General features: G+C 66.0%; 26 protein-coding genes. 18 read left to right on the top strand and 8 right to left on the bottom strand.

Features of this window, described 5'->3' with window-relative positions; genetic code table 11:
- Nucleotides 1-12: 12 nt before the first annotated feature.
- Complete coding sequence (locus AC1DUN_RS10305; RefSeq protein ID WP_477664273.1) at nt 13-471, top strand: MarR family winged helix-turn-helix transcriptional regulator; 459 nt, start codon at nt 13-15, stop codon at nt 469-471.
- Between the two features lie 20 nt (nt 472-491).
- Here the strand turns inward: AC1DUN_RS10305 and AC1DUN_RS10300 are convergent, their stop codons facing one another.
- Nucleotides 492-2,225 (bottom strand): GMC family oxidoreductase, encoded by a 1,734-nt coding sequence (locus tag AC1DUN_RS10300; RefSeq protein ID WP_477713860.1) that lies wholly within the window; start codon nt 2,223-2,225, stop codon nt 492-494.
- A 339-nt stretch (nt 2,226-2,564) separates the two neighbouring features.
- Between AC1DUN_RS10300 and AC1DUN_RS10295 the strand changes: the two genes are divergently transcribed.
- The 6 genes from AC1DUN_RS10295 to creD all read left to right on the top strand — a co-directional run bounded on the left by AC1DUN_RS10295 (nt 2,565) and on the right by creD (nt 8,159).
- The gene (locus tag AC1DUN_RS10295; protein ID WP_477714091.1) at nt 2,565-3,695 is read left to right on the top strand and encodes an MlaE family ABC transporter permease; all 1,131 of its coding nucleotides are present in this window, start codon (nt 2,565-2,567) and stop codon (nt 3,693-3,695) included.
- The gene (locus AC1DUN_RS10290) at nt 3,692-4,480 is read left to right on the top strand and encodes an ABC transporter ATP-binding protein (protein WP_413330628.1); all 789 of its coding nucleotides are present in this window, start codon (nt 3,692-3,694) and stop codon (nt 4,478-4,480) included. The genes AC1DUN_RS10295 and AC1DUN_RS10290 overlap by 4 nt, the downstream gene beginning before the upstream one ends.
- A 12-nt stretch (nt 4,481-4,492) precedes the next feature.
- Nucleotides 4,493-5,425, top strand: a complete 933-nt coding sequence (locus AC1DUN_RS10285; RefSeq protein WP_477713859.1) for an MlaD family protein — start codon at nt 4,493-4,495, stop codon at nt 5,423-5,425.
- Nucleotides 5,422-6,096 carry an ABC-type transport auxiliary lipoprotein family protein gene (locus AC1DUN_RS10280; RefSeq protein ID WP_477713858.1) on the top strand — a complete coding sequence of 225 codons (675 nt, stop codon included), beginning with the start codon at nt 5,422-5,424 and terminating at the stop codon, nt 6,094-6,096. Before AC1DUN_RS10285 ends, AC1DUN_RS10280 begins: the two co-directional genes overlap by 4 nt.
- Before the next feature lie 13 nt (nt 6,097-6,109).
- Nucleotides 6,110-6,697, top strand: coding sequence for a Crp/Fnr family transcriptional regulator (locus AC1DUN_RS10275; protein ID WP_477713857.1), 588 nt, complete (start codon nt 6,110-6,112; stop codon nt 6,695-6,697).
- Between the two features lie 103 nt (nt 6,698-6,800).
- A complete protein-coding gene (gene creD, locus AC1DUN_RS10270) occupies nt 6,801-8,159 on the top strand; it encodes a cell envelope integrity protein CreD (protein WP_477713856.1) in 1,359 nt (452 codons plus the stop codon).
- Between the two features lie 14 nt (nt 8,160-8,173).
- Here creD and creC read toward each other — a convergent pair whose 3' ends face one another.
- From creC to AC1DUN_RS10250, 4 genes are all read right to left on the bottom strand, one after another.
- Nucleotides 8,174-9,568, bottom strand: a complete 1,395-nt coding sequence (creC, locus tag AC1DUN_RS10265; protein WP_477713855.1) for a two-component system sensor histidine kinase CreC — start codon at nt 9,566-9,568, stop codon at nt 8,174-8,176.
- 1 nt (nt 9,569) lies between these two features.
- The gene (gene creB, locus AC1DUN_RS10260; RefSeq protein WP_477713854.1) at nt 9,570-10,268 is read right to left on the bottom strand and encodes a two-component system response regulator CreB; all 699 of its coding nucleotides are present in this window, start codon (nt 10,266-10,268) and stop codon (nt 9,570-9,572) included.
- A 166-nt stretch (nt 10,269-10,434) separates the two neighbouring features.
- Nucleotides 10,435-11,067, bottom strand: coding sequence for a MarC family protein (locus AC1DUN_RS10255; RefSeq protein ID WP_436155785.1), 633 nt, complete (start codon nt 11,065-11,067; stop codon nt 10,435-10,437).
- Nucleotides 11,068-11,814, bottom strand: a complete 747-nt coding sequence (locus AC1DUN_RS10250) for an SDR family oxidoreductase (protein WP_477713853.1) — start codon at nt 11,812-11,814, stop codon at nt 11,068-11,070.
- Nucleotides 11,815-11,952: 138 nt separating this feature from the next.
- Here AC1DUN_RS10250 and AC1DUN_RS10245 point away from each other — a divergent pair, with 138 nt between their 5' ends.
- Genes AC1DUN_RS10245 through AC1DUN_RS10230 form a run of 4 tightly spaced genes read left to right on the top strand, consistent with a single transcriptional unit; the run spans nt 11,953 to nt 14,857 of the window.
- A complete protein-coding gene (locus AC1DUN_RS10245) occupies nt 11,953-12,561 on the top strand; it encodes a DsbA family protein (protein WP_477664284.1) in 609 nt (202 codons plus the stop codon).
- Between the two features lie 55 nt (nt 12,562-12,616).
- The gene (locus tag AC1DUN_RS10240) at nt 12,617-13,306 is read left to right on the top strand and encodes a dienelactone hydrolase family protein (protein ID WP_477713852.1); all 690 of its coding nucleotides are present in this window, start codon (nt 12,617-12,619) and stop codon (nt 13,304-13,306) included.
- A 2-nt stretch (nt 13,307-13,308) separates the two neighbouring features.
- A complete protein-coding gene (locus tag AC1DUN_RS10235) occupies nt 13,309-14,190 on the top strand; it encodes an amidohydrolase family protein (protein ID WP_477713851.1) in 882 nt (293 codons plus the stop codon).
- A gap of 4 nt (nt 14,191-14,194) precedes the next feature.
- Nucleotides 14,195-14,857, top strand: a complete 663-nt coding sequence (locus AC1DUN_RS10230; RefSeq protein WP_477664287.1) for a glutathione S-transferase family protein — start codon at nt 14,195-14,197, stop codon at nt 14,855-14,857.
- A 20-nt stretch (nt 14,858-14,877) separates the two neighbouring features.
- Here the strand turns inward: AC1DUN_RS10230 and AC1DUN_RS10225 are convergent, their stop codons facing one another.
- Genes AC1DUN_RS10225 through hemB form a run of 3 tightly spaced genes read right to left on the bottom strand, consistent with a single transcriptional unit; the run spans nt 14,878 to nt 17,662 of the window.
- Entirely contained in the window at nt 14,878-15,486 is a 609-nt protein-coding gene (locus AC1DUN_RS10225; RefSeq protein ID WP_477713850.1) for a DUF2799 domain-containing protein, read from the bottom strand.
- 40 nt (nt 15,487-15,526) lie between these two features.
- Nucleotides 15,527-16,642, bottom strand: a complete 1,116-nt coding sequence (locus AC1DUN_RS10220) for a magnesium transporter CorA family protein (protein ID WP_477713849.1) — start codon at nt 16,640-16,642, stop codon at nt 15,527-15,529.
- Nucleotides 16,643-16,645: 3 nt separating this feature from the next.
- Nucleotides 16,646-17,662: a porphobilinogen synthase gene (gene hemB / locus AC1DUN_RS10215; protein WP_477713848.1), complete on the bottom strand. Its 1,017-nt coding sequence runs from the start codon at nt 17,660-17,662 to the stop codon at nt 16,646-16,648.
- Between the two features lie 419 nt (nt 17,663-18,081).
- Here hemB and AC1DUN_RS10210 point away from each other — a divergent pair, with 419 nt between their 5' ends.
- The 7 genes from AC1DUN_RS10210 to rpsL all read left to right on the top strand — a co-directional run bounded on the left by AC1DUN_RS10210 (nt 18,082) and on the right by rpsL (nt 23,145).
- The gene (locus tag AC1DUN_RS10210) at nt 18,082-18,510 is read left to right on the top strand and encodes a CopD family protein (protein ID WP_477664293.1); all 429 of its coding nucleotides are present in this window, start codon (nt 18,082-18,084) and stop codon (nt 18,508-18,510) included.
- 138 nt (nt 18,511-18,648) lie between these two features.
- Nucleotides 18,649-19,743 carry a VanZ family protein gene (locus tag AC1DUN_RS10205; protein ID WP_477713847.1) on the top strand — a complete coding sequence of 365 codons (1,095 nt, stop codon included), beginning with the start codon at nt 18,649-18,651 and terminating at the stop codon, nt 19,741-19,743.
- A 178-nt stretch (nt 19,744-19,921) separates the two neighbouring features.
- Nucleotides 19,922-20,194 (top strand): DUF2798 domain-containing protein, encoded by a 273-nt coding sequence (locus tag AC1DUN_RS10200; protein ID WP_477713846.1) that lies wholly within the window; start codon nt 19,922-19,924, stop codon nt 20,192-20,194.
- Between the two features lie 42 nt (nt 20,195-20,236).
- Entirely contained in the window at nt 20,237-20,581 is a 345-nt protein-coding gene (locus tag AC1DUN_RS10195) for a (2Fe-2S) ferredoxin domain-containing protein (protein ID WP_477713845.1), read from the top strand.
- Nucleotides 20,582-20,608: 27 nt separating this feature from the next.
- Complete coding sequence (locus AC1DUN_RS10190) at nt 20,609-21,250, top strand: alpha/beta hydrolase (protein ID WP_477713844.1); 642 nt, start codon at nt 20,609-20,611, stop codon at nt 21,248-21,250.
- Between the two features lie 54 nt (nt 21,251-21,304).
- Nucleotides 21,305-22,519 carry a D-alanyl-D-alanine carboxypeptidase family protein gene (locus tag AC1DUN_RS10185; RefSeq protein ID WP_477713843.1) on the top strand — a complete coding sequence of 405 codons (1,215 nt, stop codon included), beginning with the start codon at nt 21,305-21,307 and terminating at the stop codon, nt 22,517-22,519.
- A gap of 248 nt (nt 22,520-22,767) precedes the next feature.
- Nucleotides 22,768-23,145 (top strand): 30S ribosomal protein S12, encoded by a 378-nt coding sequence (gene rpsL / locus AC1DUN_RS10180; protein ID WP_007851137.1) that lies wholly within the window; start codon nt 22,768-22,770, stop codon nt 23,143-23,145.
- Nucleotides 23,146-23,376: the final 231 nt, after the last annotated feature.

Raw genomic sequence — 23,376 nt, 5'->3', positions numbered from 1 at the left:
CCTTGATCCCCTATGCCAGTGTCGTCCAAACCCGCTCCCGCGGTAGAGGAGGTGGATACCTCCTATCTCGAAACCTTGGTGGGCTACAACGCCACGCGCGCCTCCCTCAAGGTCATTGAGTTGTTCAGCAAGCGCATGGCGGTCTATGACCTCCGGCATGTGGATTTTTCGATCCTGTCCCTGATCACGCACAACCCCGGCATCACCTCGCGCCAGCTTTGCGGCGCGCTCAGCATCCTGCCGCCCAACCTCGTCGGGAAAATCGTCACGCTGGAAAAACGCAAGCTGGTGCATCGCAAGCCGCATCCGCAGGACGGCCGCGCCGTGGGGCTTTACCTCACCGCCGCGGGCGAGGCCTTGATGCGCGATGCCGAAGGCACGGCCGTGGACCTGGAAACCGAGGCCACCCAGCGCCTGAGCGCCGCGGAAAAGAAGACGCTCATGCGCCTTCTGCAAAAGATCTACCGCTGAAGCGCGCGGCTCGCGGCCGCTCAGATCCCGGCCTGGATCCAGGCCGCCGCCTTCTCCGCGATCATCAGCGTGGGCGAGTTGGTGTTGCCGCTGGTGATCAGCGGCATCACGCCGGCATCGACCACGCGCAGGCCGCGGATGCCGCGCACCCTGAGGTGCGAATCCACCACCGCCATCGGGTCGTCGTCACGTCCCATCTTGGTGGTGCCCACCGGGTGGAAGATGGTGGTGGCGATGTCGCCGGCCAGCCGCGTGAGTTCCTCGTCCGTCTGGAACTGCACGCCCGGCTTGAACTCCTCGGGCCGGTACTTGGCCAGCGCGCTCTGGCTCACGATGTTGCGCGTCACGCGCAGCGAATCGGCCGCCACCTTGCGGTCTTCGGCCGTGCTCAGGTAGTTGGGCGCTATCGCCGGCGCATCCTCGAAGCGGCCGCTCTTGATGTGCACCGTGCCGCGGCTGGTCGGGTTCAGGTTGCAGACGCTGGCGGTAAAAGCATTGAAGCCGTGCAGCGGCTCGCCGAAGGCGTCCAGCGATAGCGGCTGCACGTGGTACTCGATGTTCGGATAGGGCTGCTCGGGCGAGCTGCGCGTGAACGCGCCCAGCTGCGAGGGCGCCATGCTCATGGGGCCGGTCTGGCGCAGCGCGTACTCCAGCCCGATGCGGGCCTTGCCCCAGAACGAGTTGGCCATGGTGTTGAGCGACAGGCCCCAGCGTTTGTCGCCTTGCACCTTGTAGACCGAGCGGATCTGCAGGTGGTCCTGCAGGTTGGCGCCCACGCCGGGCAGGTCTTGCAGCACGGGAATGCCGTGCTGCTGCAGCAGGGCGGCCGGGCCTATGCCCGAGAGCTGCAGGATTTGCGGCGAGCCTATGCTGCCCGCGCACAGGATGACTTCGCCCATGGGGCCGGAGTCGCGCGTGGCGCGCGCCGTGACGCGCTCGCTGCCGGCCCACACCTCCACGCCGGTGCAGCGCTGGCTGCCGTCCGGCTGCGCTTCTATCACCAGCTTGCATACCTGGGCGTTGTTCCACAGTTCGAAATTGGGGCGGGCGTAGCAGGCGGGCCGCAAAAAAGCCTTGGCGGTGTTCCAGCGCCAGCCGTTTTTCTGGTTGACCTCGAAGTAGCCCACGCCCTCGTTGTCGCCGCGGTTGAAGTCGCCGCTGGCCGGAATGCCGGCCTGCTGCGCCGCTTCGGCAAAGGCGTCCAGGATGTCCCAGCGCAGGCGCTGCTTTTCAACACGCCATTCGCCGCCGGCGTTGCGATGGCGCAGCACCTTCTGGTAGGGCTGGCTCTTGTCCTGCATCAGCTCGGGCGCCGTGCCGCGCGCGCCGTGCATCGCGTCGGCGCCCTTGTGGTGGTCCTCGTGCAGCTTGAAATGCGGCAGGGAATTTTCCCAGCGCCAGGCCATGTCGCCGGTCAGCTGGGCCCACTGGTCGTAGTCGCGCGCCTGGCCGCGCATATAGATCATGCCGTTGATGCTGGAGCAGCCGCCCAGGGTCTTGCCGCGCGGATAGCGCAGCGCCCGGCCGTTGAGCCCGGCGTCGGGCTCGGTGTTGTAAAGCCAGTCGGTGCGCGGGTTGCCTATGCAGTAGAGATAGCCCACCGGGATGTGGATCCAGTGGTAATCGTCCTTGCGGCCCGCCTCGATCAGCAGCACGCGCTTGGACGCATCGGCGCTCAGGCGGTTGGCCAGCAGGCAGCCCGCGGTGCCGGCGCCGATGATGATGTAGTCAAAAACCTGGCTCTCGTCTTGCATGGATGCCTTTGTCTCGTCGTTATTGGAAGATTAGCCGGAAAAACCGGGCCGCCGGCAGCGGCCGGAACGCACCGCAGGTGCCCATGCTGCCAGCCCAGCCTAACGCGGGGCTGACCACCGTGCCCCGGCTGATTGTGGCAAAACCCGGCGGCCGCACGGCGAGGATAACCCGCGGGATGCCGTGTGGCGCGTGGGTTCCGGCCGTCTACCGAATCACCCTGTAGGACCAGGGCGACAGCGCCGGTATCTGTGGGGCAAGGGCGTTTTCAGCAGTTACCATGCAACTTTGTGTTTCGTACATTGCAAACTGCCGGCTTGCGCCTGGCCTGACTGATGTTTATGGAAGACTCCACGCCCCGCATCGCACTGCAGGACACGCCGCAAGGCCGGCTGTTTGTCGTGCAAGGTGCGTGGACGGCCGCCGGCCTTACCGGTGAGAGCGTCTGGGATGGGCTGACCGCGCAGCTCCAGGGCCTGAAAGACGGCGGGGCTTCCCCTGCAGGCTGGAGTCTGGAACAGGTCGGCAAACTCGACCACCTGGGCGCGCAGGTGCTGTGGAACCACTGGGGCCGCAGCTGGCCGGCGCAGCTGCAGGTTGAGCCCAGCCAGCGCGCGGTGCTGGAAACCGTCGCCAAATTCAGCGCCGACCCGCCCAAACCCCGCAAGCCCGATTGGAGCCGGCCCTTTATCCTGCTGGGCACACGGGTGCTGCGGCTGCTGGACCACCTCAAGGGCCTGGTGCGCCTGATAGGACAGTTGCTGCTGGACATCATCCACCTGGTCCGGCGCCCGCAGGATGGCCCCTGGCGCGACCTGTCGGGCCATCTGTTCCACATAGGCGCCACCGCGCTGCCCATTACCGCGCTGGTCGGGTTTCTGATCGGCGTGGTGCTGGCCTACCTGATCTCGCAGCAGCTGCGCCAGTTCGGCGCCGACGCCTTCATCGTCAACATCCTGGGCATCTCGCTGATCCGCGAACTCGGCCCGGTGCTGGCCGCCATCCTGATCGCCGGGCGCAGCGGCTCGGCCATCACCGCGCAGATCGGCGTGATGCGCGTCACCGAGGAGCTCGACGCCATGCGCGTCATGGGCATTCCGCGCGGCTTTCGCCTGGTCATGCCGCGCGCGCTGGCGCTGGCTGTGGTGATGCCGCTGATCAGCGTCTGGACCACCATCGCCGCCTTGCTGGGCGGCATGCTGGCCGCCGACATTTCCATGGACGTCACGCCGTCCTACTTCGTCAACTCGCTGCCGGCCGCGGTGGACGTGGCCAACCTCACGCTGGCCACGGGCAAGTCGGTGGTCTTCGGCGTGCTGATCGCGCTGGTCGGCTGCCACTACGGCCTGCGCGTCAAACCCAACACCGAAAGCCTGGGGCAGGGGACCACGGCATCGGTGGTGACGTCGATCACGGTGGTGATCCTGGTCGATGCGTTGTTCGCGGTTCTTTTTAAGAGTGTCGGCATATGAGCGACCCCATCGTCGACATCAAAAAGCTCTGGACCGTGTTCCCCAACGGCGAGAAAAAAGCCGTGGTGCACAAGGACCTGGACCTGACGGTGGAGCGCGGCGAGGTGCTGTCCCTGGTAGGCGGCTCAGGCACCGGCAAGACCGTGCTGCTGCGCCAGATGCTGGGGCTGGAGAAACCAACCCAGGGAGAGATCACGGTGCTGGGCCGGCCGGCGGCCGAGCTCGGCAAGCAGGGCGCGGCCAGCCGTGTCGGCATGCTGTTCCAGCAGGGCGCGCTGTTCTCGGCCTTCACCGTGCTGGAGAACATCGCCTTTCCGCTGCGCGAACTCAAGACCCTGCCGCGCGCGCTGGTCTACGAGGCGGCCATGGTCAAGCTGCAGATGGTGGGCCTGGGGCCCGACGCGGCCGACAAGATGCCCAGCGACCTCTCGGGCGGCATGATCAAGCGTGTGGCCCTGGCGCGCGCCCTCATCATGGACCCGCCGCTGCTGCTGCTAGACGAACCCACGGCCGGGCTGGACCCGGAAAGCTCCGACAGCTTTGTTTCGCTGCTGCGCTCGCTGCACCGCGACATGGAACTCACGGTGGTCATGGTGACGCACGACCTGGACACGCTGTTCGAGCTCAGCACCCGCATCGCGGTGCTGGCCGAGCAGAAGGTCATCGTCAACGACGTGCCCAAAGAAGTGGTGGCCTTCCCGCACCCCTTTATCCACGAATTTTTCCTTGGGGAAAGGGGTCAGCGCGCGATGGAATTGTTGCGCGAATACCCTTTTACCGTCTAGAAAGGCATCACTATGGAAAACAAAGCCCATGCCATGGCCGCCGGCGCTTTTGTGCTGGTGGTCACCGCCTTGCTGGTCCTGCTGGCCGTCTGGCTCACGCGGGACAACACCCAGCGCGACCTCTACGACATGAGCACCAGCGAAACCGTCTCCGGCTTGCAGCCGCAGGCGGCGGTGCGGTTTCGCGGTGTGCCTGTGGGCAAGATCGAGCTCATAGGCTTTGACGAGAAGGTCAAAGGCAATGTGCTGATCCGCGTCTCCATAGACCGCGGCGCGCCCGTCACCAAGTCCACGTTCGCGACTGTCGCCTCGCAGGGTGTCACCGGGCTGGGTTTCATCCAGCTCGACGACGACGGCAAGTCCGCCGAGCGCCTGGCCGTCAACGATGACGACCCGCCGCGCATTCCGCTCAAGCCCGGCGGCCTGGACAAGCTGCTCAAGCAAAGCGAGGTGATCTTCAACCAGGTCGAGGAAGCCAGCACGCGGCTCAACAAGCTGCTGTCGGACGAAAACCAGCAGGCCATGACCGCGGCCGTCAAGCAGCTCGGCAACGCCGCCGGCAGCATGGACCGGGTCGCCAAAGGGCTGGAGCCCACGGTGGCGTCCCTGCCGGCCCTGTCGCGCGACACCACGGCCACGCTGAAGTCCGTCAAGACGGCCGCCGACGACATCAGCACCACCGCCACCCGCCTCAATGAAAAGGGCGGGCCGCTGGACAAGCTTTCCGAAGGCGGCACCGCGCTGGCCGCGGGCGTGGAGACCTTCAGCGCCGGCACGCTGCCCAAGCTCGGCGAGGTCGCCGACGAGACCGCGCGCGCCATGCGCCAGATGCGCCGCACCGTGAGCGCCGTCGACGACAACCCGCAGTCGCTGATCTTCGGCAACGGCCCGCCCGTGCCCGGCCCCGGCGAACCCGGCTTTTCCGCCTCTGGAGTGAAAAAATGATGCCCACTTTTTCCAAACCCCTTTCGCGGGCTGGTGGCTTGCTGTGCGCGCTGCTGGCCGCCCTGGTGCTGGCCGGCTGCTCGGGCCTGCCCGACAAGCCCACGCGCGCCACCATGTACGACTTCGGCCCGGGCCCGACCGCCACCCTGCCCACCACGCGCCAGGCGCCGCTACCGCCGCTGGCCCTGGACGACGTCTCCACCCCGGGCGGCGCGCTGGACAACATGGCGGTGCTGTACCGACTGGGCTATGCCGACACGCAGCAGCTGCGCCCCTATTCGCAGGCGCGCTGGAGCATGCCGCCCGCGCAGCTGGTGCGCCAGCGCGTGCGCGAACAATTGGGCCAACGCCGCGCCGTGTTCAACGCCGGGGCCAGCGTGGCACTGAACCGCAGCCAGAACGCGGCGCTGCCGCTGCTGCTGCGCCTGGACCTTGAAGAATTCAGCCACCTGTTCAGCTCGCCCACGGCCAGCGTCGGCCTGATCCGGCTGCGCGCCACGCTGCTGGAGGTCACGCCGGCCGGCGAAAAGCTGGTCGGCCAGCGCAATGTCATCGTGCAGCGGCCGGCGCCCAGCAGCGACGCGCCCGGCGGCGTCCAGGCCCTGACGGCCGCCACCGACGCGGCCATCGCCGAGATCGACCAATGGCTGCAGCAAACCCCCGCACGCTGAGGCGCGCCGCGCCATGAAAACGCTGCAGGAACAGCTGGACGCCGCCGGACTGCAGGTCTTCGGCTGCTGCGAACGCCTGAGTGCCTACGGCCCGGACCTGCTGCAGACCTCGCAGCTGCTGCAGGACTTCACGCCGGCCGAGGCCGACATCCTGGGCGCGTCCATGCTGCTGGTGCGCGCCGAGCCGGGCCAGGTGATGATCCGCGAAGGCGAAGCCGGCGACTGGATGATGCTGATCCTCAAGGGCACGGTCGATGTGACCAAGCGCCTGGAGTTGCCGGCCGACGCCGACGCCAATGCCGGCGCCGAAGCGGCTGTGTCGCGCGTGGCGGTGGTGCGCAGCGGCGCGGCGGTGGGCGACATGTCCATGCTCGACAGCGAGCCGCGCTATGCCACCTGCACCGCCATCGAAGCGGTGGAGGCCGGCGTCTGGGGACGCCACGAAATCGCCCTGTTGATCCGCGACCACCCCGGCGTGGGCGCCAAGCTGCTGGTCAAGATCACCCAGATGATGGCGCAGCGCCTGCGCAATACCAGCAACCAGCTGGTCCGACTCCTGAGGAAACACGCCGCCGCAGCCGCGGAAACACCGGCGCGCTGAAGCGCCTGCACTTCACTTTCGCTTCACACAGGCCGTGTGCAGCTCATGCTGCCTTCACACGCGGTTTGCAAACTCCCCTTCGTTGTTCAAACGAAAGGAAGTCATGAAACAGAAAGTCGCCGCACTCGCGCTGGTGATCGTGCTGCTGGTCGTCGCGTTGATGAAGATCAGCGATGTGGTGCAGGACCGCCAGACCTACCGCCAGATTGCCATCCAAAGCGTGGCCCAGAGCCTGGCCGGCCCGCAGACGCTGACCGGCCCGCTGATCCACCGGGCCTGCACCGAGGAGTGGGACGTCAAGGACGGTGACAAGAAAGTGCGCAGCGAGCGGCGCGAGTTCACGCTGATCGCCGCGCCGGCTTCATTAACGCTCAAGGGTGGCAGCAAGCTCGAGGCGCGCGCCCGAGGCCTGCATGCAACGCAGGTTTTCAACCTCAAGGCCGATATCATGGCCGAATGGGCCGATACCGAATCTCTCAAGCCGGTGGCCGAACATGCCGGCTCGCGCATGAACTGCGGCCAGCCGCTGCTCATGATGGCGGTGTCCGACGCGCGCGGCATACGCCATGCCAGCGTCAAGATCGGCGAGCAGTTGCTGGCGCTCAAGCCCGGCACTTTTTACGGCAGCTATCCGCGCGGCGTGCATGCGCCACTGTCCATGGCTATGGTGGGCCCGGCTCCGCTGCAGGCGCAGCTGGAACTGGAACTGGTTGGCACCGAGAGCATTTCGGTGGTGCCGCTGGGCGGCGACACCCGGGTGCAGCTCAGCTCCAACTGGCCGCACCCCAGCTTCAGCGGCCAGTTCCTGCCGGTGGACCGCAAGGTCACGCCCGAGGGTTTTGAAGCAAGCTGGCGCGTCAGCTCGCTGGCCAGCACGGCGCAGCAGGATGTGACCCAGCGGGACGCGGCCAAACGCAGGGGCACCTGCCCACCCTATGAGAGTTCGGTCAACAGCTCCTGCGTGGAGACCCTCAGCGTGGCCTTTGTCGACCCCTCCAACACCTACGCGCTCAGCGACCGGGCCACCAAATACGGCCTGCTGTTCATAGGCCTGACCTTTCTGGCGGTAGGCATGTTCGAGTTCATGAAATCGCTGCGCGTGCATCCCATCCAGTACCTGCTGGTCGGTGCGGCGATGAGCATGTTTTTCCTGCTGCTGGTGAGCCTTTCGGAGCACATGCCGTTTGAAAGCGCTTACGCGATCGCCTCGGCGGCCTGCGTGGTTCTGCTGACCTACTACGCCAGCCACATGCTGGGCCACTGGTCGCGCGGCCTGCCTTTCGGCCTGGGCATCGCCACGCTGTACGGCATGCTGTTCGTGCTGCTGCGCATGGAGCAGACGGCCCTGCTGCTGGGTGCCGTGGCGCTGTTCGCGGTGCTGGCCGCCGTGATGATGCTGACGCGCCGTGTTGACTGGTATGCGCGCTTCAAGCAGCCCGAAACCGTGAAGGCGGCCGGGTGATGGGCGCGGCCCGCCTAGAAATGCAGCTCGACCCGCAAACCGGGCTGGGTGTTGCGTACCACCATGCGGCCGCCATGCAGCAGCATGATCTGCCGCACGATGGCCAGCCCCAGGCCCGAGCCTTTGGTATGGCCGTCGGGGCGCACGGTCGAGAAAAAGCGTTCGCCCAGCCGGGGCAGGGCATAGTCGGCCACACCGGGGCCGCTGTCCTGCACGGCGACGTGGTGGGGCCCGGCCTCCAGCGTGATGGTCGAGCCCTGGGGCGCGAACGAGCGCGCGTTTTCCACCAGGTTGCTCAGCGCCAGGCCCAGCAGGCCGGGCTCCGCATGCACGTCGGCATGTTCCGGGCTGATTACGACTTTGACCGCATGCTGGGCCCGGCCGCCGGGCGCCACCTCAAAGGGTTTGAGGACGCCGGCCCAAGGAAGGCGCTCGCGCTCTACCTTTGCATGGCGCTGCTCCAGCTTCGTCAGCTCGAGCATGCGGTCCACCAGCGCCTGCATACGGCCGGACTGGGCCAATACCTGCCCCGAAAACTCGCGGCGCGCGTCTTCGGGGAGCTCGTCCTGCAGCAGCTCGCCCGCGCCGCGGATGGCGGCGAGCGGGCTTTTGAGTTCGTGCGTCAGGGCGCGCACGTAATCTTCTATGTACTCGTGGCCCTCGAGCTTCAGGCGCATGGCATCGACTGCCATGGCCAGCTCGCCAAGCTCACCCGGTATCTGCGGAATCGCGGGTTTTTCGCCCTGGCCGACGGCGTTGGCATAGCGGCGCAACTTGCGAATGCTCCACACCACCCACAGCGTTACCGCCACGCCGATGGCCAGCGACAGTACCAGCAGCAGCGCGCCGCTTAGCAGGATCTTGCGCTCGGCCCGGTCTATAAAGGCCTGTATGGTGGACATGGGCTTGGCGACGGTCAGCACACCGATGATTTTTCCGTCACGCTGCACCGGCGCGGCCACATACATCACCGATGTGCGGTCGTCCTGCTGCACCTCGCGGGTGGCGCGCGCGCCGTATTCGCCGCGCAGGGTCAGGGCCACGTCGCGCCAGCGCGAATAATCCTGGCCGGTCGCCGCGTTCTCCGAATCGAACACCACCTTGCCGCCGGCGTCGGTGACGTAAACGCGAAAATCCAGCGACTGCTTGGCCAGGCCCCAGATCTTCGCGTCTATGGGGCGCCTGGCGTAGTTGCGCACATGGCCGGCAAAGCGGCCGTCGGCGATGGCCCCGGCCGCCAGGTCGTCGCCGGCCAGTTCGGCCAGGATGTTGGCGGTGTCCACCATCATGTCTTCCATGACCTCGCGCACGCTGGGCTTCACTTCGGCCACAAAAACGCGCAGCGTGAAAAACGCCGCCAGCCCGGTGACCAGGAAAAAACCGAACAGCAGGCGTATGCCTAAACGCACGTCAGTCGCCCTGGATGCGGTTTATGTCAAGGCTGTAGCCCATGCCGCGGTGCGTCGTGATGCAGTCGTGCCCGGGGCTGGTCTCCTGCAGCTTGGCGCGCAGGGTCTTGATGTGGGTGTCCACGGTGCGATCCGTGCTGTCCGTGCCGGCCCCCCAGACGGCGTTCAGCAGCTCATCGCGCGAGCGTATGCGGCCGCGGTGGCGCAGCAAATCGGCCAGCAGGCCGAACTCGCGGCGCGTCAGGTTGAGCGGGCGGCCGTGCAGGCTCACGCGCTGGCCGGCCATGTCGATCTCAAAGGGGCCGGCCGCTGGCGCCGGCGTGGGGGGCGGCATGCGCGCGCGCCGCAGCAGGCTGCGCACGCGCGCCAGCAGCTCGCGCGGGCTGAAGGGCTTGCTCACGTAATCGTCGGCGCCCAGCTCCAGGCCCAGCACGCGGTCGATTTCCTCGCCCTGGGCGCTGAGCATCAGCACCGGCAGGCTGCCGGCGGCACGCAGCTCGCGGCACAAGTCCAGGCCGCTGCCGTCGGGCAGGCCGACGTCCAGTATCACGGCATCGGGCGGCTGCCGGCTGATCTGGGCGCGCGCATCGCCCAGCAGCAGGCTGTGGGTCACGTTCAGGCCGTCGCGCTCCAGCGTGTAGATGATGGAGCGGGCAATCGCCGGGTCGTCCTCAACCAGCAGGATGCGCGCGCTACTCATTCGCAGCGAGGCGGGGTGATCCCCGTAAAGGGTGCTTTCCCGCCGGGCCGCCTTATGCATCGAGTTTTATTCAAGCAGGGGCCGCGGAACCGGCTTTGCCGGGCCGCAGGCGCAGCGGCCCCCTCGGGGGGCAGCGCATTACACGAAGTGAAAAGCGTGGGGGCCATTAACTGCGGAGGATGGGGAACAGCTTGCCCAGGCCGTCGGCCATCACCTCAACCGAGAGCGCGGCCAGGATCAGGCCCATCAGCCGCGTCATGACGTTGATGCCGGTCTTGCCCAGCACGCGGGCAATCGGCTCGGCCAGTGAAAAGCAGATGGCGGTGGCCAGGGCGATCACGATGCCGTAACCGACCAGCATGGACAGCTGTAAGGCCGTCTTGGCCTTCTCGGCGTAAATCACGACGGTGGACATGGTGGCCGGCCCGGTCAGCAGCGGAATGGTCAGCGGCACCACGGCGATGCTGGCGCCGCGCGCGGCCTTGGCCGCGCCGTCTTCCATCTCATTGGTCTGCGGCTTGGCTTCGGCCGGCTGGGCGTTCAGCATGTTCATGGAGCTGATCAGCAGCAGCATGCCGCCGCCGACCTGGAAGCTCGCCAGCGAGATGCTGAAGAAGTCGAGGATCTGCAGGCCCAGCAGCGCGCTGATGGCAATCACGACAAAGGCGGTGAAGGACGCGACCAGCACGGTGCGGCGGCGCTGCTCGTCGGAAAAGTCCTGCGTGTAATGGATGAAAAAAGGCACGATGGCCAGCGGGTTGACGATGGCCAGCAGCGTCACAAGCGGTTTGAAATCCATCTACCTGCCTCCTGCTACATCCAGCAACGCGCCGGTGGTGTAGCCTGAATTGTCTCCCAATAGCCAGACAATCGAGGCGGCGACCTCATCGGCGGTGCCGGGCCGCTGCATGGGCACCTGGGGCGCCAGGTCGCGGGCGCGGTCGGGCAGGCCGCCCGAGGCGTGGATGTCGGTGTCGATGATGCCGGGGCGCACGGCATTCACGCGTATGCCCTCGGTGGCGACTTCCTTGGCCAGCCCGACGGTAAAGGTGTCGATCGCGCCCTTGGCCGACGCGTAGTCCACATACTGGCCCGGCGCGCCCAGGCGGGCCGCCGCGCTCGACAGATTGACGATGGAGCCGCCCGCGCCGCCGTAGCGGGTGCTCATGCGCTTGACGGCTTCGCGCGCGCAAAGGAAGGAGCCGAACACATTGATCTCGAACATGCGCTTGAGCCGCGCCAGGGTGATGGCGTCGACGCGGGTGGTGCGGTCCACCACGCCGGCGTTGTTGACCAGGCCGTCCAGCCGGCCCAGCTTGGCGTCCACTTTCTCGAACATGGCCAGCACCTGCGCCTCATCGGCCACGTCGGCCTGCACCGTGATGGCGTTGCCGCCGGCCTGGCGGATCTGCCGCACCACCTCGTCGGCGGCCAGCGAGTTGCTGGCGTAGTTGACGGCCACCGCCCAGCCCTGGCGCGCCGCCAGCAGGGCCGAGGCCGCGCCTATGCCGCGCGAGCCACCCGTGATCAGAACAACTTTTGACAAACCGCACCTCCTGCAGAAAATGGCAATCCCGGGTAAAAACAAGGATTGGGCGGATCAATGTACCCTAAGCCGTATCTTGCGCAATGCCCGGCCGCCGGCGGCGCGGCCCCCCATCCACAGACACTGACGGAGACACCCTTGAGCACCACCGTGGACTACTATTTCACCCCGCAAAGCCCCTGGACCTACCTGGGACACGAGCGCTTTGCGCAGATCGCCCGGGCGGCGGGCGCCGCCGTGCGGGTGCTGCCCATAGACCTGGGCGGCAAGGTGTTCCCGATCTCGGGCGGCTTGCCGCTGGCCCAGCGGGCACCGCAGCGCCAGGCCTACCGGCTGCTGGAGCTGCAGCGCTATTCAGACTACCTGCATGCGCCGCTGAACCTCAAGCCCAAGTACTTCCCGGTTTCCGGCGACGATGCGTCGCGCCTCATCATCGCCGTGGACCTGCACGACGGCAGCGAAGCCGCGATGAAAATCGGCGGCGCCATCTTCAGCGCTGTGTGGGTGCGCGAGCGCCATATCGCCGATGAAAAAGTGCTGGCCGAATTGCTCGCCGAATGCGGCCTGCCGGCAGAACGGCTGGAGCAGTCCTTCAGCCAGGCGGTGCAGGAGCGCTATGAGGCCAACACCCAGCAGGCAATCGACGCCGGCGTGTTCGGCGCGCCCAGCTATGTGGTGGATGGCGAACTGTTCTGGGGCCAGGACCGGCTCGACTTTGTCGAGCGCAAACTCATGGCGGGCGCCTGAAGCGGCTGCTGATTCATCCACCAACCCGACTTACGCAATCTTCAAGGAGCATCCCATGGGCCAATTTATCCAACTTACCGCCGCCGACGGCTTTGTCGTGCCGGCCTATGTCGCGCAACCCGAAGGCAAGCCGCGCGGCGGCGTCGTGGTGGTGCAGGAGATCTTCGGCGTCAACTCGCACATACGCGCCGTCACCGACCGTTTTGCCGCCCAGGGTTACCTCGCGGTGGCGCCCGCCACCTTTGAGCGCGTCAAGCCCGGCGTCGAGATGGGCTATACCGAGGAAGACATGAAAGCCGGTTTTGAGCTCAAAACCGCCGTCAGCGCCTTGCCCGGCGCCGGCGTGCTGCAGGACCTGCAGGCGGCGATAGACCATGCGGCCAAGGCCAGCGGCGGCAAGGTCGGCATCATCGGTTTTTGCTGGGGCGGGCTGCTGACCTGGCGGGCGGCCTGCCTGCTGGACGGCCTGTCGGCGGCGATTCCGTATTACGGCGGCGGCATCACGGCCGAGGAAGAAATCGCGCGCCAGCCCAAGTGCCCCGTCATGGCCCACTTCGGCGACCAGGACCACTGGATTCCCATGGAGGGCATAGAGGCTTTCAGCAAGGCGCATCCCGAAGTTGAGGTGCATGTCTACCCGGCCAACCACGGCTTTAACTGCGACCAGCGCGGCTCCTACAACGAGGCGGCGGCCAAGCTGGCGCGCGAGCGTTCGCTGGCTTTCTTCGCCGCCAAGCTGGCCTGAGCATGCGCGGCGCGTTTGCAGCAGCGCTTGTCCTGGCGGCCTGCGCAGCGCCGGGCTTTGCGGCCGACTATGCCGGGCCGCTGTTTGACACGCACCTGCATTACAACGAGGAGGCCTGGAACGGGAACAGCGGCCCGCACTCGCCGGCCGACGTGCTGGCGCGCATGCAGCGCAACGGCGTCAAGGCCATCGTCGCCAACTCGCGGCCCAACGACGGCACCAAGTCGCTCGCCGCCATGGCCGAGACGCGCAAGGCCGGTGTCACCGTGGTTCCCTTTATCCGCCTGTACCGCAACCGCGCCGATTACGACAACTGGTTTCGCGACGAGTCCATCTATGAGATGGTGCAGGCCGAGTTCGCGCGCGGCGTGGCCGGCGACCAGGCCGGGCCGTACAAGGGCATAGGCGAGTTCCACCTGTATGACAGCGCCAATGCCAACGGCCCGGTGGCCCGCAAGCTGATGCAGTTCGCCGCGAAGAACAAGCTCGCGGTGCTGGCCCATGTGGACGACACGGCCATAGACCTGCTGATGGCCCATGCGCCCGATGCCCGGCTGGTCTGGGCGCACACCGGCATAGGCGGCGCACCCGTGGAGAGGGTCGACGCACTGCTGGGCAAATACCCGCAGCTCATGGGCGAGCTGTCTTACCGGCCGGGCCTGACCTGCGACGCCGGAAAGCTGTGTCCCGAATGGCGCGCGCTGCTGCTCAAGTACCCGGGCCGCTTCATGATCGGTTCCGACACCTGGGTCAACCAGCGCTGGCTGTATTACGACGAACTCATGAAGGGCTACCGGGCTTGGCTGGGTGATCTGCCGCCCGACGTGGCGCGCAAAGTTGCCTGGGGCAATGCGGCTGGCATCTTCGGCATCGCGGCACAATAGCTTGATGTACCAACTGCACTTCTCCCCCAGCACCGCCGCCATGGCGCCCCATATCCTGCTGCAGGAACTGGGCGTTCCCTTTGAAAAAATCCTGGTCGACACCAGCACGGGTGCCCACCGCTCGGAAGCCTACCGCAAGCTCAATCCCAACGGCCTGATCCCGACGCTGGTCGACGGCGAGCTGGTGCTTTACGAGACCGCCGCAATCTGCCTGCACCTGTGCGACAGGCACCCCGAGGCCGGGCTGGCGCCCCCACTGGGCACCGTGGAGCGCGCGCATTTCTACAAGTGGCTGGTCTGGCTGACCAATACCGTGCAGTCCACGTTGATTGTTTATTTCTACACCGACCGCTGGATGGATGCGGGCAACAGCGCGGGTGTGGCCGAACTGAAATCGCATGCCGAAGCCAAGGTCGGCCTGATGCTGGACCAGTTGGACGCGGAACTCGCGCGGCTGGAAAAAATACATGAGCAGCCCTGGCTGCTGGGCGCGAAGTATTCGGCGGTGGACATCTACACGCTGATGCTGTGCCGCTGGACGCGCAACTTTGCGTCCAAACCCGCGCGTGACCGTGCGCACCTGGGTGCCTATTTGAAGCGCGCGCTGGCACGCCCCGCAGTGATCAAGGCCTTCGAGGCCGAGGGCCTGGCCCAGCCCTGGGTTTGAGCCGGGGCCGTTAGCAGGTCCTAATACTGGCCGCGCTGGCGCATGTCGCTGCGCAGGCGGTCCAACTGGTAGCTGGCATCGCGCACCGCGTAGCGGGCTTCTTCAATGCGCCGGTCCGAGCGCGCGAGCTGCTCGCGCAGCGTGCGCTTGCGGTCTTCGGCGGTTTTGGCGTCGCGCAGTTCCGCCTGCATCTGGTCCTGCTCGTACTGCAGCCGCGCCAGGGTCTTGCGGGCGTCCTGCTCGCGCCAGGCGATGCCGTGGATGTTGCGGAAGTTCTGGTCCATGGGCGCGGGGCAGACGCCTTCGTAGCTGTTGCCGGCCAGGCCTTCGTTGAGGGCGTTGGCTGGCTGGCAGTAGCTTTGCAGGCCCTGGTTGCGGCCGGCGCGGTAGACGGCCACGTTCACGGCAATGCCGGCCTTGGCGCAAGACTCGTAGTAGTCGGCGGCGCGGTCGGTGCGGCCGCGGCTGCCGTCCTGCACGCCCAGCTGGCGCCAGTCGGCGGTGGCGCACTCGGCCGGGCTCAGGCTCTCGCAGCCGGCCAGCAGTGCCGAGGCGGCCAGCAGGGCCAGCCAGGACGCCCGCGGCAGGAAAGGGCCGACGAAGAGGAGGCGGGTGAAGGCAACAGGCATGGCGGTGTCTCCTGCGAATGGACTGGGGATTGCGAAGCGCCTAGCCGCGAGTTCGGGCGATGTATTGTTTGCGCCAGAACACCGTCCCGACCACGGCGACGATCAGGACCATAAAACCGGCGGTCCACCAGAAGCCGGTGGAAGTGTGAAGGAAAGGCATGAACTCGAAATTCATGCCGAAGAAGCCGGTGATCAGGTTCAGCGGCAGGAAGATGGCGGTCAGCGCCGTCAGCGTGCGCATGATGTCGTTGGTGCGGTTGCTTTGCGCCGAAAAATGCATCTGCACCGCGGTTTCGGCGCTTTGCTCCATGCGGCGCACATGGTGGACCACGCGCTCTATGTGCTCCAGCACGTCGCGCGAGCGCACCTTGAGCAGCTCGCGCTCGCGCACCAGGGCGGGCGTGCCGCCTTCGGGCCAGGTTTCCACGGAATCGATCCAGTCCTGCACGGCCGAGCGCTGGTCCTCGCAGATTTCGTCCAGCTGGTGCATGGCCAGCCGCGCGTCGAGCACCGAGCTCCAGTTGGTAAAGCGCGTGCCGGGCCTGAGCAACTCGGACTGCCAGTGGTCGAGCTGGCGCGTGAGTTCTCGCCGCAACTCCAGGTAGCCGTCCACGATCTGGTTGACGATGCGCAGCATCATGTCGGCGGGGCTGGCGGGCAGCTTGACGCCGCTGGAGCGCGACTCGGCGGTGGTGGCGTTCAGCAGCCGGGACGCGTAGGCGTCGCGCACCGCGCAATCGGCGGGATGCACCGTCAGCAGCAACTGGTCGAACACGGCGAAACCGACCGGGCTGGTGTCTATGCGCTTGAGCACCGGCGGCCCGCTGCGCTTGAGGCGCGCCTGCAGCGGCTCGCCGGGCTGGCCGAGGTCGGTTTCGGTCTGACTGGCGGCCAGGCGGCGGAACACCAGGATGTCGTACTGCGAGGTGTAGTCATAGTGCGAGGGCAGCTGGTTGTTCAGCAGGTCGGAGACATGCAGGTCCACCAGTTGGGTGCCGCACAGCAGCTGCAGGCTGGCCTGGATCTGGGCCTGCAGCACCTCGAACTCGCGTCGGGCGCAGGCGATCCAGACAAAACCCTGCGCCGGCAGCTGGGTCGGCAAGGCCTCGGTTTCAACGACGCCCTGGCTGCCGGCCGTGATGGTGAAAACGCGCACCGCTCAGGCCTGGCGCAACTTGCGCGCGGCATCAATGGCGAAATAGGTCAGCACGCCGTCGGCGCCGGCGCGCTTGAAGGCCAGCAGGCTTTCCATCATGACCGCGTCGTGGTCCAGCCAGCCGTTTTGCGCGGCGGCCTTCATCATGGCGTATTCGCCGCTGACCTGGTAGGCGAAGGTGGGCACCTTGAACTCGTCCTTCACGCGGCGCACCACGTCCAGGTAAGGCATGCCGGGCTTGACCATCACCATGTCGGCGCCCTCGGCGATGTCCATGGCCACCTCGCGCAGCGCCTCGTCGCTGTTGCCCGGGTCCATCTGGTAGACCTTTTTGTCGGCCTTGCCGAGGTTGCCGGCCGAGCCCACCGCATCGCGGAAGGGGCCGTAAAAGGCGCTCGCGTACTTGGCGCTGTAGGCCATGATGCGCGTGTGGATCAGCTTTTGGGCTTCCAGTGCCTGGCGGATGGCGCCTATGCGGCCGTCCATCATGTCGCTGGGCGCGACCATGTCCACGCCGGCTTCGGCCTGGCACATCGCCTGCCGGACCAGCATGGCCACCGTCTCTTCATTGAGGATGTAACCGTTTTCATCCGGCAGGCCGTCCTGGCCGTGCGTGGTGAAAGGGTCCAGCGCGACGTCGGTCATCACGCCCAGGCCGGGGAAGTTCTTCTTGAGTTCGCGCACCACGCGCGGGATCAGGCCGTCCGGGTTGGTGGCTTCCTTGCCGTCGTAGGTCTTGAGCGAGGCGTCGACCACCGGGAACAAGGCCATGACCGGGATGCCCAGCTTCACGCATTCCTCGGCCACCGGCAGCAACAGGTCCAGGCTCAGCCTTTCAACGCCGGGCATGGAGGCCACCGGCTGGCGCTGCTGTTTGCCGTCCACCACAAACACAGGGTAGATCAGGTCATTTGCGGTAAGTGTGTGCTCGCGTACCAGGTTGCGGGTGAAGGTGTCGCGGCGCAGGCGCCGGGGGCGGCCCGCTGGAAAGGGGGCGAAGTTGGAGGCGTGGAAAGTCATGCGCAAATTGTGCCAAAGCTTTCGGAAAAGCCACTAGCTATTTGGCGGGCTGCCCGCACCCAGGCCGGCTGGGACAGCTTTACATGATTGTTTCTTAGGTTACTTAGAAAAGCATTGCCAAGGCCGGACGGCCGTGGTTAGAATTGATACGTGTGGTTACCATTTGGTGGCTGCATCCCGCTTTTCCTCCCTGAGCGGGGCCTTTGCGTGTGACAGCAAAAAGGCTTACCAGCCCGGTGGCTTATGCCTCCGGGCATTTTTTTTCCCCGCGCCGCAGTGTCGCCATCGTCTCAAGGGATGTGCGCGGGTGTTAAGCCAGCAGGGGCCGCGGAACCGGCTTTGCCGGGCCGCAGGCGCAGCGGCCCCCTCGGGGGGCAGCGCATTACACGAAGTGAAAAGCGTGGGGGCTACACTTCGTTATGCTCTGGGTCAAATCACTCCACATCGTTTTTATCGCCAGCTGGTTTGCCGGGCTGTTTTACCTGCCGCGCATTTTTGTGAACCTGGCGATGGTGCCGCCGGAAAGCGTGGCCGAGCGCGAGCGGCTGGTGCTGATGGCGCGCAAGCTGATGCGCTTCACCACCATCCTGGCCGTGCCGGCGCTGGCTTTTGGCCTGTGGCTCTACCTGGGTTACGGCATAGGCCGCGGCCCCGGCAACGGCTGGATGCACGCCAAGTTTGCCGTGGTGGTGCTGGTGATCGGCTACCACCATGCCTGCGGCCGCCTGCTCGCGAAGTTCGTCGCCAACCGCAACACGCGCAGCCACAAGTGGTTCCGCTGGTTCAATGAAGTGCCGGTACTGCTGCTGCTGGCCGCGGTCATCCTGGTCGTGGTCAAGCCTTTTTAGGCGCAAGACAGCAATCCTATGAAGCCCCCGACTCCACCAGCAGACGCGGGCGAACCGGCTTTGCCGGGCGCCTCGCGTCGCCCCCTGCAAGGGGGGGAGGAACTACACGAAGCGAAGCGCAGTGAGGACGGCGGGGGTGTGCACAGAACCACGGCCTGGCCCCTCGCGCTGGCCGCCATCTGCCTGATTGTTTACGCCAGCCTCTATCCCTTCACAGACTGGCGCGACCAGGGCATCTCGCCCTTTCGCTTCCTGACGGCGCCGCTGCCCCAGTACTGGACCGGGTTTGACGTGGGCGCCAACCTGCTCGGGTACGCGCCGCTGGGCTTTTTGCTGGCGCTGTCGGCCTTGCGCAGCCGGCGCGTGTCCTGGGCCGTGACGGTGGCGGTGCTGGCCAGCGGCCTGCTGTCGCTGGCGATGGAGACGCTGCAAAGCTACCTGCCGGTGCGCATTCCCTCCAATGTCGACCTGCTGCTGAACACGCTGGGCGCCTGGCTGGGGGCTTGCTTTGCCTGGGCGCTGGAGAAAACCGGCGTGGTGGACCGCTGGAGCCGCTTTCGCGCGCGCTGGTTTGCCCATGACGCGCGGGGCGCGCTGGTGTTGCTGGTGCTCTGGCCCATGGCGCTGCTGTTTCCGGCCTCTGTGCCCATGGGGCTGGGGCAGGTGTTCGAGCGGCTGGAGGCGGCCCTGGCCGATGCGCTGGCCGACACGCCTTTTTTGCAGTGGCTGCCGGTGCGCGATGTGGAACTGCAACCCCTGGTGCCCATCGCGGAACTGGTCTGCGTGGCGCTGGGCGCGCTGATTCCCTGCCTGCTGGGTTATTGCGTGATCCGCACGCTCTGGCAGCGGGCGGCCTTCTCGGCGGCGGTGATCGCGGCCGGCATCGTGGCATCGGCCCTCTCCGCGGCCCTGAGTTACGGCCCCGACCACGCCTGGGCCTGGCTGGACATACCGGTACAGGCGGGCCTGGGCCTGGCGGCCGTGCTGGCCCTGCTGCTGCTGGCCGTGCCGCGCCGTGCGGCGGCGGCGCTGGCGCTGCTGGCGCTGGCCATTCACCTGGGCCTGCTCAACCAGGCGCCGGCGGACCCCTATTTCGCGCAGACGCTGCAGACCTGGGAGCAGGGCCGTTTCATCCGCTTTCACGGGGTGGTCCAATGGCTGGGCTGGCTCTGGCCGTACGCGGCGCTTTTGTATGTGCTGGTGCGGCTGTCGGGCCGGGAACCCAAAGCCTAGCCGCACGCGGCATCCCCTTCATCTGCTACCATCGCACCGCGATCTCCCTCAAGAGTTGCCGTAAGCGTTTACGTCAATCAACGCGCCAACCACCGCCGGCCATGCCGGGCGTGTGTTTTCCCTTGGGCCTGCCGGCCTCGGGAAAGGCGCCTTGACTGGACGGCTTATGGAAACCTGTATGAACTCTTCGAAATCTTCATCGCGCACCCCTTTCGGTTTTGCCAAGCTCCCCGCACGCAGCGCGCGCTGGGTCACGCCCTTGCTGCTGTCGCTTTTCATGACCTGCATCGTCTCGCTCATCAGCACGTTCAAAGGCGTGGGCCTCGCGCCCGGCGTCCTGCGCATCTGGCTGGGCGCCTGGGCCGTTTCATGGGTCATTGCCTTCCCGATCTCGCTGGTGGTTCTTCCCCTGGTGAGGAAGGCGACGGCTTTTGTCGTCGAAACCGCCTGAGCCCCGGAACATATCGACCACCACATCCTCTAAAGTCACGACATGCCTGAACACAATTCCAATTCTTACTACGAACGCCATATCTTCTTTTGCCTGAACCAGCGCGCCAACGGTGAAGACTGCTGCGCCGACCACCGTGCCCAGGAAGGCTTTGACCGCTGCAAGTCCCAGGTCAAGGCCGCCGGGCTGGCCGGGCCCGGCAAGGTGCGGGTCAACAAGGCTGGCTGCCTGGACCGCTGCGCGGGCGGCCCGGTGGCCGTGGTCTATCCGGAAGCGGTCTGGTACACCTATGTGGACGCCAGCGACATCGACGAGATCGTCGAATCGCACCTCAAAAACGGCAAGGTGGTTGAGCGCCTGCTCACGCCCGCGCACCTGGGGCGCTAGGCCTTCCGATTGAAGAAAGCGGTTTTCGTGAACTCCCAAACCCAAAAATCCATCATCCAGGGCCCGGCGGGCGCGCTGGAAATCGCGCTGGACCTTCCCGCTGGCGATTCGCGCGGCGTGGCGGTCATCGCGCACCCGCATCCGCTGTTTGCCGGCACCATGGACAACAAGGTGGTGCAGACGCTGGCGCGGGCTTTTGTGCACTGTGGCTGGACGGCTGTGCGCTTTAACTTTCGCGGTGTGGGCGGTAGCGCGGGCGGCCACGACGAAGGCCGGGGCGAGCTCGAGGACCTGCTGGCGGTGGTGGAGCACGCCGCGCCGGCGAGTGCTGGGCAGACGCTGGCGCTTGCCGGGTTCTCCTTCGGCGCTTTTGTGACCACGCATGCCTTCCAGCGCCTGGCCGCCGGACGCACTATCGAGAAGCTGGTGCTGGTCGGCACCAGCGTGAGCCGCGCGCCGGCCGCGCCGATTGACCCGGCCGCGCACCTCAAAACCCTGGTGGTGCATGGCGAGCAGGACGACACCGTGCTGCTGTCGGCCGTGCTGGACTGGGCGCGCCCGCAGGCACTGCCTGTTACGGTTGTGCCCGGGGGCGGCCATTTCTTTCATGGACAATTGCCCCTGTTGAAAAATCTCGTGGTCCGCCACCTGTCCTCGCCTTCAGCCTGACCCACGCCGCCAGGCTTTTTGTTTTTTTAAATTCCTACTTTTCAGCGATACCCCATGCACCTTTCATTCAAGGCTTTCCGCCCGGCCGCCGGCCTGCGCGCCTTCGCCGCCGCCCTCCTGGCTTTCTCCGCGGTGCTGCCCCAGGCGCACGCCCAGGTGCCGCAAGCGCCTGAAATCGCCGCGCGTTCGTATTTGCTGCTGGACATCACCGCCAACCAGATCCTGGCCGCCAAGGACATCGATTCCCCGGTCGAGCCGGCCTCGCTGACCAAGCTGATGACCGAATACCTGGTCTTCGACGCCCTCAAATCCAAGAAGATCGACCTGAAGCAGACCTTCGGCGTCAGCGAGCGCGCCTGGAAAATGCCGGGTTCGCGCATGTTCATAGACCCGAAAATGCAGGTGCCCGTCGAGGACCTCATCAAGGGCATGGTGGTGCAGTCGGGCAACGACGCGACCATGGCGCTGGCCGAGGGCGTGGGCGGCACGGCCGAGCATTTTGTGCAGCTCATGAACGAGCAGGCCAAGGCGCTGGGCATGAAATCGACGTCCTACAGGAATCCCGAAGGCCTGACCGAGGTGGGCCACACCACCACGGCGCGTGACCTGAGCATCCTGGCCACGCGGCTGATGACGGATTTCCCCGACTACATCGGCTACTCGGCCATCAAGAAGTACCGCTACCCCGGCACGCCGGCCGCCAACGACACCAACCGCAACACTTTGCTGTTTCGTGACCCGACGGTGGACGGCCTCAAAACCGGCCACACCGACGCCGCCGGCTACTGCATGATCGCCACGGCCAAGCGCGACTTCCCCAACCTGGGCGCGGCCGGCGCGCCGGGCGGACGGCGCCTGCTGGCCATTGTGCTGGGCACGACCAGCGACAGCGCCCGCGCCAACGAGTCGCAAAAGCTGCTCAACTGGGGCTACACCGCCTATGAAGCCGTCAAGCTGTTTGACGCCGGCCAGGCCGTGGTCGCGCCATCCGTCTGGAAGGGCAAGTCGTCCACCGTGAAGCTGGGCCGGCCCCAGGCCATCGTGGTGGCCGTGGCCGCCGGTAGCGCGCCCAAGGTCAAAACCCAGGTGGCCCGGCCGGACCCGCTAGTCGCTCCTTTTGCCAAAGGGCAGGCGGTCGGCACGCTCAAGGTCATGCTGGGCGACAACCCGGCGCCGGTGGCCGAGGTGCCGCTGGTGGCCCTGGAGGCGGTGGAAGAAGCCGGCATTCTGGGCCGTGCCTGGGATGCCATCCGGCTTTGGATCAAATAAGGCAGGCCGAAAATCGGGAGTGTGCACTAACATTCTCGGTGGTTTGAGCCCGGCGGAGTGTCAAAACCCCGAAAAGGCCTGCTAGCCTTGCCCTGCGCGCGCAGGCATGGCCTGGCGCTTTCCGCCTTTTGCTTGAGCGTTTCCCCCAACCGGTTTATACTAGAAGGCTTTTCCGCTTTCACGGCGGGAAATATTTGTGCCCGTATCAACACGGTAAATCAGTTTTCAGACGTTTAGGGACGTTTTCAATGCCAACCATTAATCAGTTAGTCCGTCAGGGGCGCGAGGTCGAAAAGATCAAGTCCAAGAGCCCTGCGATGGAAAATTCCCCGCAGCGCCGCGGTGTGTGCACCCGTGTGTACACCACGACGCCTAAAAAGCCCAATTCCGCTCTGCGTAAGGTCGCCAAGGTGCGCCTGACCAACGGTTTTGAGGTCATCTCCTACATCGGCGGCGAAGGCCACAACCTGCAGGAACACAGCGTGGTGCTGGTTCGCGGCGGTCGTGTCAAGGACTTGCCCGGTGTGCGTTACCACATCGTCCGTGGTTCGCTCGACTTGCAAGGCGTGAAAGACCGCAAGCAGTCGCGCTCCAAGTACGGTGCGAAGAAGCCAAAGGCCAAATAAGCCAATCGGCTCGGGTTGTCTCTTCATTGAGAGCTCGCGCCAGAGGATGCTGTCACGAAAGTCTGTGATAGTTCTTCAAAAAACAGGTGTTTCATTCGCCCTGGCAGGTGTTTGAAACGAAGTGACCCAAGTGCAAATGGTTGCACCGGTCGAGTAAGTGAGGGTTTTGATAACTCTCGCGGTGTTGCAAAGATAGGATGTCTGGGCAATGCCAACTGAAGCAAAGAGGTG

Source organism: Polaromonas sp. P4_F6 (assembly GCF_056401275.1).
The sequence above is the reverse complement of the archived record's forward strand: the minus strand, read 5'-3'. Positions and strand labels throughout refer to the sequence as shown.

Excerpts from the sequence above, each read along its gene's own strand:
- AC1DUN_RS10305 (WP_477664273.1), top strand. The coding sequence starts at position 13 with ATGCCAGTGTCGTCCAAACCCGCTCCCGCGGTAGAGGAGGTGGATACC.
- AC1DUN_RS10300 (WP_477713860.1), bottom strand. The coding sequence starts at position 2,225 with ATGCAAGACGAGAGCCAGGTTTTTGACTACATCATCATCGGCGCCGGC.
- AC1DUN_RS10295 (WP_477714091.1), top strand. The coding sequence starts at position 2,565 with ATGGAAGACTCCACGCCCCGCATCGCACTGCAGGACACGCCGCAAGGC.
- AC1DUN_RS10290 (WP_413330628.1), top strand. The coding sequence starts at position 3,692 with ATGAGCGACCCCATCGTCGACATCAAAAAGCTCTGGACCGTGTTCCCC.
- AC1DUN_RS10285 (WP_477713859.1), top strand. The coding sequence starts at position 4,493 with ATGGAAAACAAAGCCCATGCCATGGCCGCCGGCGCTTTTGTGCTGGTG.
- AC1DUN_RS10280 (WP_477713858.1), top strand. The coding sequence starts at position 5,422 with ATGATGCCCACTTTTTCCAAACCCCTTTCGCGGGCTGGTGGCTTGCTG.
- AC1DUN_RS10275 (WP_477713857.1), top strand. The coding sequence starts at position 6,110 with ATGAAAACGCTGCAGGAACAGCTGGACGCCGCCGGACTGCAGGTCTTC.
- creD (WP_477713856.1), top strand. The coding sequence starts at position 6,801 with ATGAAACAGAAAGTCGCCGCACTCGCGCTGGTGATCGTGCTGCTGGTC.
- creB (WP_477713854.1), bottom strand. The coding sequence starts at position 10,268 with ATGAGTAGCGCGCGCATCCTGCTGGTTGAGGACGACCCGGCGATTGCC.
- AC1DUN_RS10255 (WP_436155785.1), bottom strand. The coding sequence starts at position 11,067 with ATGGATTTCAAACCGCTTGTGACGCTGCTGGCCATCGTCAACCCGCTG.
- AC1DUN_RS10240 (WP_477713852.1), top strand. The coding sequence starts at position 12,617 with ATGGGCCAATTTATCCAACTTACCGCCGCCGACGGCTTTGTCGTGCCG.
- AC1DUN_RS10235 (WP_477713851.1), top strand. The coding sequence starts at position 13,309 with ATGCGCGGCGCGTTTGCAGCAGCGCTTGTCCTGGCGGCCTGCGCAGCG.
- AC1DUN_RS10230 (WP_477664287.1), top strand. The coding sequence starts at position 14,195 with ATGTACCAACTGCACTTCTCCCCCAGCACCGCCGCCATGGCGCCCCAT.
- AC1DUN_RS10225 (WP_477713850.1), bottom strand. The coding sequence starts at position 15,486 with ATGCCTGTTGCCTTCACCCGCCTCCTCTTCGTCGGCCCTTTCCTGCCG.
- hemB (WP_477713848.1), bottom strand. The coding sequence starts at position 17,662 with ATGACTTTCCACGCCTCCAACTTCGCCCCCTTTCCAGCGGGCCGCCCC.
- AC1DUN_RS10210 (WP_477664293.1), top strand. The coding sequence starts at position 18,082 with ATGCTCTGGGTCAAATCACTCCACATCGTTTTTATCGCCAGCTGGTTT.
- AC1DUN_RS10200 (WP_477713846.1), top strand. The coding sequence starts at position 19,922 with ATGAACTCTTCGAAATCTTCATCGCGCACCCCTTTCGGTTTTGCCAAG.
- AC1DUN_RS10195 (WP_477713845.1), top strand. The coding sequence starts at position 20,237 with ATGCCTGAACACAATTCCAATTCTTACTACGAACGCCATATCTTCTTT.
- AC1DUN_RS10185 (WP_477713843.1), top strand. The coding sequence starts at position 21,305 with ATGCACCTTTCATTCAAGGCTTTCCGCCCGGCCGCCGGCCTGCGCGCC.
- rpsL (WP_007851137.1), top strand. The coding sequence starts at position 22,768 with ATGCCAACCATTAATCAGTTAGTCCGTCAGGGGCGCGAGGTCGAAAAG.